The 12,229-nt window shown below is 71.5% G+C and carries 9 protein-coding genes; 7 read left to right on the top strand and 2 right to left on the bottom strand.

What is annotated here, in order from left to right:
• Positions 1-28 precede the first annotated feature (28 nt).
• Positions 29-1,576, top strand: coding sequence for a Na+/H+ antiporter (locus HNR40_RS18715; RefSeq protein WP_312896411.1), 1,548 nt, complete (start codon positions 29-31; stop codon positions 1,574-1,576).
• Here HNR40_RS18715 and HNR40_RS56375 read toward each other — a convergent pair.
• Positions 1,573-5,133, bottom strand: a complete 3,561-nt coding sequence (locus HNR40_RS56375; protein ID WP_184962852.1) for a serine/threonine-protein kinase — start codon at positions 5,131-5,133, stop codon at positions 1,573-1,575. The two genes, HNR40_RS18715 and HNR40_RS56375, sit on opposite strands and share 4 nt — an antisense overlap.
• A gap of 18 nt (positions 5,134-5,151) precedes the next feature.
• Positions 5,152-5,409, bottom strand: a complete 258-nt coding sequence (locus HNR40_RS18705; protein WP_184962850.1) for a UBP-type zinc finger domain-containing protein — start codon at positions 5,407-5,409, stop codon at positions 5,152-5,154.
• Positions 5,410-5,516: 107 nt separating this feature from the next.
• On the opposite strand from HNR40_RS18705, the gene HNR40_RS18700 reads away from it, so the two are divergent.
• Genes HNR40_RS18700 through HNR40_RS18675 form a run of 6 tightly spaced genes read left to right on the top strand, consistent with a single transcriptional unit; the run spans position 5,517 to position 12,219 of the window.
• Positions 5,517-6,293: an ABC transporter ATP-binding protein gene (locus HNR40_RS18700; protein WP_184962848.1), complete on the top strand. Its 777-nt coding sequence runs from the start codon at positions 5,517-5,519 to the stop codon at positions 6,291-6,293.
• The gene (locus HNR40_RS18695; protein ID WP_184962846.1) at positions 6,281-7,045 is read left to right on the top strand and encodes an ABC transporter ATP-binding protein; all 765 of its coding nucleotides are present in this window, start codon (positions 6,281-6,283) and stop codon (positions 7,043-7,045) included. The genes HNR40_RS18700 and HNR40_RS18695 overlap by 13 nt, the downstream gene beginning before the upstream one ends.
• A complete protein-coding gene (locus tag HNR40_RS18690) occupies positions 7,042-8,874 on the top strand; it encodes an AMP-dependent synthetase/ligase (protein WP_221340512.1) in 1,833 nt (610 codons plus the stop codon). The genes HNR40_RS18695 and HNR40_RS18690 overlap by 4 nt, the downstream gene beginning before the upstream one ends.
• On the top strand, positions 8,871-9,758 hold the full coding sequence (locus tag HNR40_RS18685; protein WP_184962844.1) for a branched-chain amino acid ABC transporter permease: 888 nt from the start codon (positions 8,871-8,873) through the stop codon (positions 9,756-9,758). Before HNR40_RS18690 ends, HNR40_RS18685 begins: the two co-directional genes overlap by 4 nt.
• The gene (locus tag HNR40_RS18680; protein WP_184962842.1) at positions 9,755-10,918 is read left to right on the top strand and encodes a branched-chain amino acid ABC transporter permease; all 1,164 of its coding nucleotides are present in this window, start codon (positions 9,755-9,757) and stop codon (positions 10,916-10,918) included. The genes HNR40_RS18685 and HNR40_RS18680 overlap by 4 nt, the downstream gene beginning before the upstream one ends.
• 14 nt (positions 10,919-10,932) lie before the next feature.
• Positions 10,933-12,219 carry an ABC transporter substrate-binding protein gene (locus HNR40_RS18675; protein ID WP_184962840.1) on the top strand — a complete coding sequence of 429 codons (1,287 nt, stop codon included), beginning with the start codon at positions 10,933-10,935 and terminating at the stop codon, positions 12,217-12,219.
• Positions 12,220-12,229: the final 10 nt, after the last annotated feature.

Here is a 12,229-nt window from a genome sequence, read left to right as displayed (position 1 = left end):
TGTCACCGCCCGTTCCGAGGAGGCTCCCGTGAACCCGGAGATGGCCCTGCGCCTGCTGCTCGTCGCCGCGGGCGCGCTCCTGGTGGCCGCCGTCGCCAGGCGCAGGGGCTGGCCGGCACCGCTGCTGCTGGTGCTGGCCGGGCTGATCGCCTCGCTGATGGTGCCGCCGGTGCCGCTCGACTCCGAGGTCGTGCTGCTGATCTTCCTGCCGCCGCTGCTCTACTCGGCCGCCCTCGACAGCTCCTACCTGCGCCTGCGCGAGGTGACCAGGCCGGTCGCGCTGCTGTCGGTCGGGCTGGTGCTGTTCACGATGGTCGTGGTCGGGTTCGTGGTGCACCTGCTGATCCCGGCGCTGCCGATGGCCGCCGCCTTCGCCCTGGGCGCGATCATCGCCCCGCCGGACGCGGTCGCCGCCGTCGCGGTGGCGCGCCGGCTGGGGCTGCCGCGCCGTACGCTGACGATCCTCATCGGCGAGAGCCTGTTCAACGACGCGACCGCGCTGACCGCGTACCGGGTGGCGATCGGCGCGGCCACCGGCACGGTCTTCCAGCTGACCGGGGCCGTGGGGCAGTTCTTGTACGCGTCGGTGGTGGGCGTGGTCATCGGCGTGGCGCTGGCGCTGGCGTTCGGGTGGCTGCTGCCCCGGCTGAAGGACGCGCTGGTCGAGAACACGATCATGCTGATGATCCCGTTCGGCGCCTACCTGGTCGCCGAGATGGTGCACGCCTCCGGGGTGATCTCGGTGGTGATCGTCGGCCTGTATCTGGGTGCGCGGATGCACCGGCAGGGGTTCGGCACCCGGCTGGTCGCCTCCGGCGTGTGGAAGATGGTGGACTTCTTCCTGGAGACGATCGTCTTCGCGCTCATCGGGCTGCAGCTCACGTACGTGATCCCGAAGGAATACACCGGCTGGCAGCTGGCCGGGTACGCGCTGGCGGTGTTCGCGGCGGCCGTGCTGGCCCGTTTCGTGTGGGTCATTCCCACTTCCTACCTGCAGAGGTCCCGGCCGCCCTGGCCGAACGTGGTGATCGTGGGCTGGGCCGGCATGCGCGGCGTGGTCTCGCTGGCCGCCGCCTTCGCCATCCCGGAGGGGTTCGAGGGCAAGGACCTGATGATCTTCCTGACGTTCACCACGGTCATCGGGACGCTGCTCGTGCAGGGGCTGACCTTCCCCGCCCTGATCCGCCGCCTCAGGGTGACCAGCGAGAACGAGGTCTACGAGGACAACCTCGGCGAGGCCGCCGCCAAGCAGGCCGCCATCCAGGCCGGCCTCGACGCCCTGAACCGGCAGCTCCCGCCGGACGACGAGATGGACGAGATCACCCTGGACGTCGTCGGCCAGCTGCGCCAGAAGACCGAGCGGCGGGCCATGTCGGCGTGGGAGCGGCTCGGTGGCGGCACCGCCCAGGACGGCTCGGAGACGCCGAGCGCCCTGTACCGGCGGCTGCGCGGCGACATGGTGGCGGCCGAGCGCGAGGTGTTCGTCAGGCTGCGCAACGAGCGGCGTATCGACGACGAGGTGATGCGCCGGATGATGGCGGAGCTGGACTTCGAGGAGGCGATCCTGGAGCGCTAGGCGCAGGGGTCGCGGAAGGGGAGGTCGTCGCCGACGTACGCGCGCCAGTCCGCGCCCGACAGCGGCCGCTCCATCCGCGCGCACACCCGCGGCAGCGCCCGCTCCGCGCTGACCGGCAGGTCGCGCAGCGTCCCGTCGTAGCCGAGCACCCGCAGGTCGCCGCCGGGCAGGAAGGCCAGGCGCGGCGCCGCCTCCAGATCGTCCATCTCCGGCCGGGCGGCGGCCACGGTGCGGGCCGCGCCAAGCTGGCGGCCGGTGTCCAGGTCGAAGACGGTCACCTGCTCGTCGTGCGCGAGCGCCAGCGTCCTGCCGTCGGGGGAGAAGGCGGCCCCGCGCACGGTTCCCGGCACCTGGAAGACCTGTCCCGTCGGCTTCCACGTGGTCGCGTCCCACAGGGCCACCCCGCTCCCGCCGTACGGCGCCGCCCCGCGCTTGCCCGCGTGGTCGAGCACCATCCACAGCCGGGCGACGGTGCCGGGCCCCGACGTCCTGGGCAGGACCGTCATCGCGGCCAGGTCGATCACGTCGACCCGCACCGAGTCCCCGGCCAGCAGGTGGCGCCCGTCGGCGCTGAACGACAGGTCCTGGGAGGAGACGGGCCCGAAGACCTTGGCGATCCGGCGGCCGGGCACGTCCACGAGCGCCACGTGCCCGGTCCCGGGGTAGTCGCTGGACCAGATGAACCCGATCGCCGCCCACCGCCCGTCGGGGCTGAACACCATCCGCCCCATGTTGTCGGCCACGCCCTCCTGCGGCCGTTTGATGATCCCGGTGCGGCGGCCGGTCGCGGTGTCCCACACCTGGATCGGCGTGGTCTGGTCGTTGGGGACGACGCTGAGCAGGGTGCGGCCGTCGGGGCTGAGGGCGATGTCGGGTTCGAGGCCGAACTCGAGCTTGCCGAAGGCCTTGACCGGCGGCCGTGCCGGCGTGAACGAGGGCAGCGCCCACGAGCGCGCCTCGGAGCCGGCCAGCCCGTAGGCGGTGCTCCCGTCGGCGGTCATGCGCAGCCGGGTGGTCCCGGCGGGCAACGCGTGCTCTCCGGCCGTGTACTGGGCCAGGTCGTAGACGGTGGCCTGGCCGCCGTCGTCGAGCAGGGTCAGCCGCTCGTTGTCGGCGCTGAGCGCGGGCCGCTGGGTGAGCGGCGCGGTCGTGGTGAACCGCATCAGCCTGGCCCGGTCGGCCACCCGCCAGAGCGTGACGACCGAGGGCGCGGTCACCACGACGCCGTAGTCGCTGAGGTGGCTGAGCGTCACCATGTACGCCCCGTCGGCGGAGAAGTCGGCCGTCTGCGCCTCCCCGGGGAAGTCCCGCACCCGCTTGCCGTCGGCGAGCCTGATCATCGCCAGGTTGGCCTCCTCCGAGACCGCGGCGGCGGCGCCGTCCGGGGTGATGCCGGCCACCATGCCCGGCAGCCGGCGCGGCAGCTTCCTGGCCGGTCCCGAGGGCAGCGCGCGCACCGCGCTGCCGCCCTCATCCTCGCCGGTGTCGTCCATGACGGTGAACCGGTCGCCCGGACCCACCTCCTGGTCGCCGGTCCCGTGCCGGGTGAACGTGCCCGCCGCCCTGCTCCACAGCCCGATGAACGGCCCGCCCTGGTTGGCGGTGACCTCCAGGTAGCCGCCAGCCGGGCTGAAGCGCAACGATCCGGGCATGTTCGCGCCGGTGCCCAGAACGTCCTTCGACCGGTCCTCGGCCACGGGCCTGCCGGTGCGCAGGCTCCACAGCCGGATCTTGCCGTAGGCGCCGAGCGCGAGCGTGTCCCCGTCCGGCGAGAGCGCCGCGCGGAACGGCCCGGGGCCGACGCCGCCGAACTCCCGCTTCACCGCGCCGCTGCGCACGTCGTAGACACGCACCCGGTCGTCCCCGGCGCTGACCAGCAGCGAGCCGTCGCGGCTGAGCGTCCGTCCGGTGTTGGTGAGCAAAGGATCCTTGAAGGTGTGCGTCTCGGGCTGGGCGAGCGAGCTCAGCACCGCCGCCTTCGCCTCCGGCACGGGCGCGATCCGGTACGCGGCCGCGCTCAACGCCATCGCCTTGGCCGGATCGGTCTGGCGCAGCCCGTCGGCCTGGAGCGCCACCAGCCTGGCCCGCTCCTCGGCCTGCTTGTCGGCGAGCTGCTTCCCGCTGGCCTGGCTGAGCCGGGTCTGCTGCCAGGCCAGGACCCCGGCCACGAGCGCGGTGACGGTCAGGACGGCCACGCCGCCGGCGACCAGGCGCCGCCGCCTGGCCCTGCCCTGGGCGTGGCTCCGGCTGGCCTCGACGAAGGCCCGCTCGGTGGCGTTCAGCGTGAGGTGTCCCGGCACGGGGCGGTCGAGGGCCTCGCGCAGGGCCGTACCGGACAGGAGGTCTTCGTCGCGGCGGCCGTGTGCTGACCAGCGGCGGGCGGCCTCGCCGAGCCTGCGGTGGCGGGCCAGGGCCGCGCGGTCGCCGGCCACCCACTCGTGCAGGCGCGGCCAGGCGCGCAGCAGCGCGGGACGGCCCAGGGAGACGGTGTCGGGGCCGCGCTCGATCAGCCGGGCGCGTTCGAGCTCGGCCAGCACGGGTTCGGCGGCTGGGCCGCCGTCGAGCAGTTCGCCGAGCGTGGCCGAGCGCGGGCTCTCCTCGCCCTCGCGCACGTCGACCAGGCGCAGCAGCACCTGCCTGGCCAGTTCGCGCTGGGCGGGCGGCAGCGCGGCGTAGACCTGCTCGGCGACCAGGCCGAGCGCGGGCTCGCCGGCCAGTTCGCCGGGCGGGCGGACCGTGGCGGCTTCCCGCGCGCCGGAGGCCATGAGCGGTTCCTCGGCCATGGTGGCGCCGAGCAGCGCGGTGAGCAGGTCGGGCGCGCTCGGCCGCAGCTCGGGGTCCTTGGCCAGCGCGGCTGCCACGTGCGGGCGCAGCGGCGCCGGCACGGGCGACAGGTCGGGCTCGTCGTTGAGCAGCCGGTTGATGACGGCGACCGTCGTCGGCGCGGTGAAGGCGTCGCGGCCGGTGGCGGCGAAGTAGACCAGCGCGCCCCAGGCGAAGACGTCGGCGGCGGGCTCGGCCCGGCCGCCGGAGAAGACCTCGGGCGCCATGTACATGGGCGTGCCGGTCAGCTCGCCGGTCGAGGTCATCGACAGGCCGGCGGCGCGGGCGATGCCGAAGTCGATGACGCGCGGCCCGTCCGGCCCGAGCAGCACGTTCTCCGGCTTGAGGTCGCGGTGGACCACCCCGGCGTGGTGGATGGCGGCCAGCGCGGTGGCCACGCCGAGCGCCAGCCGGTGCAGCGCGTCGCCGGTGAACGGCGCGGCCCCGCGCAGGCTGGGACCGGCCACGAACTCGGTGACCAGGTAGGGCCGCTCCCCGGTCAGGTCGTGGTCGATGATGCGGGCGGTGCAGAAGGAGGCGACGCGCTGGGCGGCGCGCACCTCGCGCAGGAACCTCCTGCGCAGCGCCGAGTCCCCCGACAGGTAGGCGTGCAGGACCTTGACCGCCACCCTGTTGGCCGCCTCGTCATAAGCCTCGTAGACGACGCCCTGGCCGCCGGCTCCGAGCCGGCCGGCGAGCCAGTAGTCCCCCAGCCGCAGCGGTTCCCCGTTCACGAGCGGTTAGATGCGCGCTCAGCCCATCTGGTTGTCGACGTAACACCACCGCCAGCTCTCGCCGGGCTCGAACGACTGGATCACCGGGTGGCCTTCGCCCCCCGCGTGCTTGCTGGCGTGCCGGGACGGCGAGGAGTCGCAGCAGCCGATATGTCCGCACGAGAGACAGCGCCTCAGGTGCACCCAGCGACCGCCGGACGCCAGGCACTCCTCGCAGCCCTCGGGCGTACGCGCGGGCGGGTCGCCGGCGTTGGAAAGATGTTCGCAGATTGCCATAACCGAAATCGTAGGACTAGAAGCACATTCCAATTTGGCCGCACCTATTGATCGAGCGCTTGGTCCAGTGGACTCTTTGCTAATCGGGGGCGGCGAAGGGAGCCCTCGTGCTTGAGGTCCGCAACCTCGAGGTGATCTACGACGATGTGATGCTCGTGCTGCGCGGCGTCAGCCTGAGCGTTCCGCCCGGCTCGATCGTGGCGCTCCTGGGCGCCAACGGCGCGGGCAAGACGACCCTGCTGCGCGCGCTGTCCGGCCTGCTCGACGTGCACGACGGAGAGATCACCAAGGGGACGGTCACCCTTGAAGGTCAGCCCATCCACCACCTCAAACCCGCCCAGATCGTACGGCGCGGCCTCAGTCAGGTCATGGAGGGCCGCCGCATCCTGGCAGAGCTGACCGTGGAGGAGAACCTCAAGGTCGGCGGCCACACCGCGAAGGAATCCCACCTCGACCGGGTCTACGGCCTGTTCCCCGTGCTGGCCGAACGCCGCAAGAGCGTCTCCGGCTACCTGTCCGGCGGCGAGCAGCAGATGCTGGCCGTCGGCCGCGCGCTCATGGCCGGACCGACCTGCCTGCTGCTCGACGAGCCCAGCCTCGGCCTGGCCCCCGCTCTCGTGGCCCAGATCCGCGACCTCATCGTCGAGATCAACAAGCAGGGCACCACCGTCCTGCTGGTCGAGCAGAACGCCACCATGGCGTTGTCGATCGCCGCCCACGGCTACGTGATGGAGACCGGAAAGATCGTGATGGACAAGCCGGCCGCCGAACTCCTGGCCGACGAGGACATCAGGGAGTTCTACCTCGGGCTCGGCGCCGAGGGCGCGGCGAGGTCCTTCCGCGAGGTCAAGCACTACAAACGGAGGAAGAGATGGCTGTCCTGACCGTCGAGGACGTCGGCCTGTCCTTCGCCGGCGTCCGCGCCATCGACGGCGTCTCCTTCGAGGTCGGCCCCACCGAGCTGTTCGCGGTGATCGGCCCCAACGGCGCCGGCAAGACCTCGATCTTCAACGTCCTGTCCGGCGTCTACCGGCCCCAGCGCGGCAAGGTCGTCTTCCTGGAGACCGAACTGCTCGGCCGGCGCCCCGACGAGATCGCCGCGATGGGCCTGGCCCGCACCTTCCAGAACGTCGAGCTCTTCCACAACCTCACCGTCCTGGACAACCTCATGCTCGGCCGCCACTGCCACTTCGGGTACGGCACGCTGTCGGCCATCGCCTGGTTCGGCCGGGCCAGAAGGCAGGAGCTGGAGGCCAGGGCCAGGATCGAGGACATCATCGACTTCCTGGAGCTGGCCGCCTGGCGCCGGCATCCGGTACGGCTGCTGCCGTACGGGATCCAGAAGCGGGTCGAGCTCGGCCGCGCGCTGGCGATGGAGCCCAGGCTGCTGCTGCTCGACGAGCCCGTCGCCGGCATGAACCTGGAGGAGACCGAGGACATGGCCAGGTTCGTCCTGGACATCCGCGACGAGCTCGGCATCCCGATCGTGCTGGTCGACCACGACATGGGGCTGGTCATGGACCTGGCCGACCGGGTGCTCGTGCTCGACTTCGGCCGCCAGGTGGCCCTCGGCACGCCCGCCGAGGTGCAGCGCGACCCCAAGGTCATCGAGGCGTATCTGGGAGGGACCGCGTGACTGTCACCGCACAACGCCTGGAGACGATCGTCACCCGCGTCGGACGGCGGGCCGAGCGCACGCCGGACGCCGTGGCCCTGCGGCACAAGGACTTCGGCGTCTGGCAGGAGATCACCTGGTCCGGCTACTGGAGCCAGGTCGAGCTCGTCGCGCACGCCCTGCTGGCACTCGGGGTCGAGCCGGGCGACCGGGTCGCCGTCCACTCCGAGAACCGGCCGGAATGGCTCTACGTCGACCTGGCCACGGTCGCGGTGCGCGGCATCACCGTCGGCCTCTACCCGACCAACCCGCCCGCCGAGGTCGCCTATCTGCTGGCCGACTCCGGCGCCCGCATCCTGCTGGCCGAGGACCAGGAGCAGCTCGACAAGGCGCTGGACATCGCGGACCTGGAGCGCATCGTCTACCTGGAGCCGCGCGGCATCCGCGGCAGATACGACGACCCGCGCCTGATCCACTGGCCCGACCTGCTGGCCATCGGCGCCGCCCACCGGGCCGGGCACCCGGACGCGCTGGCCCGCCGGATGGACGAGGCGGCGGCCGACGACGTGGCCACCCTCATCTACACCTCCGGCACCACCGGCCCGCCCAAGGGCGTGATGCTCACCGTCGGCAACGTCGAGTTCGCGATCAGGACGCTGGTCGAGGCGGGCGGCTTCACCTCGCCGCCGCCGTCGGAGCGCGACCTCATCCTGTCCTACCTGCCGCTCTGCCACGTCGCCGAGCGCGCCTTCACCGTCTGGTTCAACGCCGGCGCCGGCGTCCAGGTGAACTTCGCCGAGTCGATCGAGACCGTCCAGGCCAACCTGCGCGAGGTGCAGCCGACGATCCTGTTCGGCGTCCCGCGCATCTGGGAGAAGGTGCTGGCCCAGGTCAACATCAAGCTCGACGCCGCCTCGCCGCTCAAACGGGCGGTGACCAGGCTCTGGCTGCGGGTCGCCGACCGGGTCGGCGACACGCTCGTGCGCACCGGCGGCGCCCACACCCCGGCCACCCGCCTGCTCTACGCGCTGGGCTGGGTGTTCTGCTACCGCTCGCTGCGCGAGCGGCTCGGCATGCGCCGCGTCCGGTACGCCGCCTCCGGCGCCGCCCCGATCGCCCCCGACGTGCTCAAGTTCTACATGGGCATCGGCGTGGCCATGCACGAGGTGTACGGCATGAGCGAGAACACCGCCATCGCCACCGCCAACCGTCCAGGCCGGGTCAAGCTCGGCACCGTCGGCGAGCCGCAGGACGGCATCGAGCTGAAGATCGACGAGGCCACCGGCGAGATCATGACCAGGCACCCGGGCACCTTCGCCGGCTACTGGCGCAACCCGCGCGCCACCGCCGACGTGCTCGACGCCGACGGCTGGCTGCACACCGGCGACGTGGGGGAGTGGGAAGGCGGCACCCACGTGCGCATCACCGACCGGATGAAGGACATCATCATCACCGGCGGCGGCAAGAACGTCGCGCCCTCCGAGATCGAGAACGCGCTGAAGGCCTCGCCGTACGTCAAGGAGGCGGTCGTCATCGGCGACCAGCGGCCCTACCTCGTGGCGCTCATCGGCATCGAACTCGACACCGTGGGCGAGTGGGCGCGCCGGCACGGCATCGCCTACACCACCTACCGCGACCTGTCCGAGCGGCCGCAGACGCGGGCGCTGGTCCAGGACATCGTGCTGCGGGTCAACGAGCGCTTCGCCCGGGTCGAGCAGGTCAAGAAGTTCGCGTTCCTGCCCAAGGAGCTCGACCACGAGGACGGCGAGCTGACCGCCACCCAGAAGGTCAAGCGCAGTGCCATCGCCAAGCTGTTCGAGGAGCTGGTCGAAGGGATGTACCGCGCGTGATAGGAGTGCTCGAATCGGTCATCAGAGGCCTGGGCAACGGTTCCGTGTACGCGTTGCTGGCACTCGGATTCGTGATCATCTACAAGGCGACCAGGGTCATCAGCTTCGCCCAGCCCGCGCTCATGCTGGCCGGGGCCGTGGCGGTCAGCTACCTGACCGAGGTGACCGGCTTCTACCTCGCGGTCCTGCTGGCCGCACTGCTCATCGCCGGGGTCGCGCTCGGCATCGAGCGGGTGGCGATCCGGCCCATGGTCGGCCGCCCGGTGTTCGTCGTCGCGATCATCACGCTGGGCGTGGACGTGGTCGTCCGGGTCGTCGTCAACGGCTTCATCGGCCGCGACGTGCGGCAGATGGGCGACCCGTGGGGCCTGCACCAGGTCGCGCTCGGTCCGCTGGTCGTGCAGCAGCGCTGGCTGGCCATGCTCGCCGTGACGGCCGTGCTGGTCACGCTGCTGTTCCTGTTCTTCCGCCACACCAGGTACGGCCTGGCCATGCGGGCCGCGGCCTTCGACCAGGAGACCGCGCTCGCCCAGGGCGTCTCGGTCGGCGCGGTGTTCGCGCTGTCGTGGGCCCTGGCCGGATTCCTGGCGGCCATCGCCGGCATGTTCGTCGGCACCGGCCAGGGCGTGGAGCAGCTGACCTGGATCGTCGCGCTCAAGGCGCTGCCGGCCATCATCGTCGGCGGCCTCGACTCGCTCGGCGGCGCGGTCGCCGGCGGGCTGACGATCGGGGTGGTCGAGTCGCTGTTCCAGAGCTACCAGGGCGAGTTCGCGCCGTGGCTGGGCCAGAACTTCGCGGTGGTCACGCCGTACGTGGTGATGCTGGTCGTGCTGCTGGTACGGCCCTACGGGCTGTTCGGCACCCGGGAGGTCGAGCGCGTATGACCGACACCAGGTCCACCGCCAAGGCGGAGGTGCCCGACACCCCGGCCGGGCGGTCGCGCCGCCCGCGCGGGCGCCCGCTGCTCTACACCTCCTACACCCAGGACATGGCGCTGCTCGACACCCGGGCCAAGAAGATCTGGACCGGGCTGCTGGTGCTGCTCGCGCTGTCGCTGTCCGTGGTGCTGGCCGACCGTTCGCTGGAGGTGCTGGCGGGGGCGTACGTGCTGGCCATCGGGGCGATCGGGCTCAACATCGTCACCGGGTACGCCGGGCAGGTCTCGCTGGGGCACGCGTTCTTCGTGGCCATCGGCGCGTACACGGCGGCGGCGGTCTCCGGGCCGCGCGGGGGCGAGCACCTGGGGCTGGGGCTGGCCGAGATCTGGATCTGGCTGCCGGCCGCCGGGCTGGTCGCCGCGCTGTTCGGGGTGCTGGTCGCGCCGCTGGCCACCCGGCTGCGCGGGCTCTACCTGGCCGTCGTCACGCTCGGCCTGGTCTTCCTCGGCGAGCACGTCTTCAAGGAGTGGGACCACCTGACCGGCGGGCCCGGCGTGGGCCGGGAGGCGGCGGTGCCGCAGCTCTTCGGCCTGCCCCTCGACCAGGACGGCTTCGCCACCAAGGAGCAGCAGCTCTACGTCCTCATGCTGGTGCTGCTGATCGTCTTCGCGGTGGCCGCCCGCAACCTCGCCCGCTCGCGGATCGGGCGCGCCTTCTCGGCCATCCGTGACCGCGACATCGCCGCCGCGGTCATCGGCGTGCCGCTGACCCGCTACAAAGTGCTGGCCTTCGGGATCTCCTCCTTCTACGCCGGATGCGCCGGAGGGCTGTTCTACAGCATCTCCGGATACGTCGAGCCCGGCTCGTTCAGCCTGCTGCTGTCGGTGCAGTTCATCGCGATGGTGCTCATCGGCGGGGTGGCGACGGTGTCCGGGGCCATCGCGGGGGCGCTGTTCATCTCGCTGCTGCAGCCGATCACCCGGTCGCTACCGGAACTGCTGCCGATCGTCAGCGCCGACACCACCGTCACGCCCAACGTCTTCCAGGTCGAGACCGTGCTCTACGGCCTGCTGATCATCTTGTTCCTCGTCTTCGAGCCGCGCGGCCTGTTCGGCATCTGGATCCGCGTGCGCACCTACTGGAAGTCCTGGCCGTTCTCCTACTAACGAGAGGAAAACTGATGAAGGTGCGCTATGGCGTGACGTTCGTCGCGATAGTGGCCCTTCTGTCCGCGTGCGGCGTCATCCGGGGGGACGACGAGGGCAGCAAGGGCGCCGTGACGACCGGCGTCACCCGGGAACCGTGTCCGCTGGCCGTGGACAAGAACAAGGGCTGCATCTACCTGGGCACGATCTCCGACCTGACGCAGGGGCCGTTCGCGGCGCTGGCCGTACCGATCACCGACGCGCAGAAGGCGTTCTGGAAGCGCGTCAACACCGCCGGCGGCATCGGCGGCAAGTACGAGGTGGACGTGCAGGCCTACGTGCGCGACAACAAGTACAACCCCGAGGTCCACCGGCAGGTCTACAACGAGATCAAGGACAAGGTCCTGGGCCTGGCGCAGACGCTCGGCTCACCCACGACCGCGGCGATCATCGGCGACCTGAAGGCCAACAACGTCGTCTCCGCCCCCGCCTCCTGGACCTCGGCGTGGGAGTTCGAGGACGTGATCGTCGAGAGCGGCGCCAACTACTGCGTCGAGGCCATGAACTCCGTCGACTACGCGATGGAGACCTACAAGCCCAAGACCGTGATGGCCGTCCACCTGGCCGGCGACTACGGCGCCGACGCCGCGGCGGGCGCGAAGATCGCGGCGGAGAAGAACGGGCTGGAGTTCACCGCCGTCGAGACCCCGCCCGGCGCCACCGAGCAGGGCCGGGCCATCACCGAGATCACCAAGAACAAGCCCGACCTGGTCATCCTCACCACCGGCCCCGCCGACGCCGCCGCCATCGTCGGCCAGTCGGCCGCCGCCGGATTCAAGGGCCGCTTCATCGGCACCGGCCCGACCTGGAACCCCGCGCTGCTCAAGTCGCCCGCCGCGCCCGCGCTCAAGGCCCTGTACGAGCAGTCGTCGCCCGGCAAGCCCTTCAACGCCGACACGCCCGGCCACAAGGCCATGCGCGAGGCGCTGACCGGCGTCACCCCCAACGACGGCTACACCTCCGGCTGGGTCTGGTCCTACCCGCTGAAGGCGGCGCTGGAGAAGATGGTGGCCTCGGGCGACATCAGCCGCAAGGGCCTGCTGGCCGCGGTCAAGACGCTCGCGACCGTGGACTACGAGGGCATGCTGCCACCGGAGGCCGGCAACTTCTCCGGCGACCCGAACACCGCCACCTTCCGCCAGACGCTCGTCAACAAGCTGGACGAGACCGCTCCCACCGGTGTCTCCACGGTCAAGGACTTCTTCATCGGTCCGACCGCCCAGGCCTACGCCATGGACGGTCCCTGCTACGCCAAGTTGTAGCCGCCGCCGG

This window comes from Nonomuraea endophytica (assembly GCF_014203235.1).
Taxonomy (GTDB): Bacteria; Actinomycetota; Actinomycetes; order Streptosporangiales; family Streptosporangiaceae; genus Nonomuraea; species Nonomuraea endophytica.
Note: the sequence above shows the minus strand (reverse complement) of the source record. Positions and strands in the feature narration are given on the sequence as shown.

Excerpts from the sequence above, each read along its gene's own strand:
- HNR40_RS18705 (WP_184962850.1), bottom strand. The coding sequence starts at position 5,409 with ATGGCAATCTGCGAACATCTTTCCAACGCCGGCGACCCGCCCGCGCGT.
- HNR40_RS18695 (WP_184962846.1), top strand. The coding sequence starts at position 6,281 with ATGGCTGTCCTGACCGTCGAGGACGTCGGCCTGTCCTTCGCCGGCGTC.
- HNR40_RS18680 (WP_184962842.1), top strand. The coding sequence starts at position 9,755 with ATGACCGACACCAGGTCCACCGCCAAGGCGGAGGTGCCCGACACCCCG.
- HNR40_RS18675 (WP_184962840.1), top strand. The coding sequence starts at position 10,933 with ATGAAGGTGCGCTATGGCGTGACGTTCGTCGCGATAGTGGCCCTTCTG.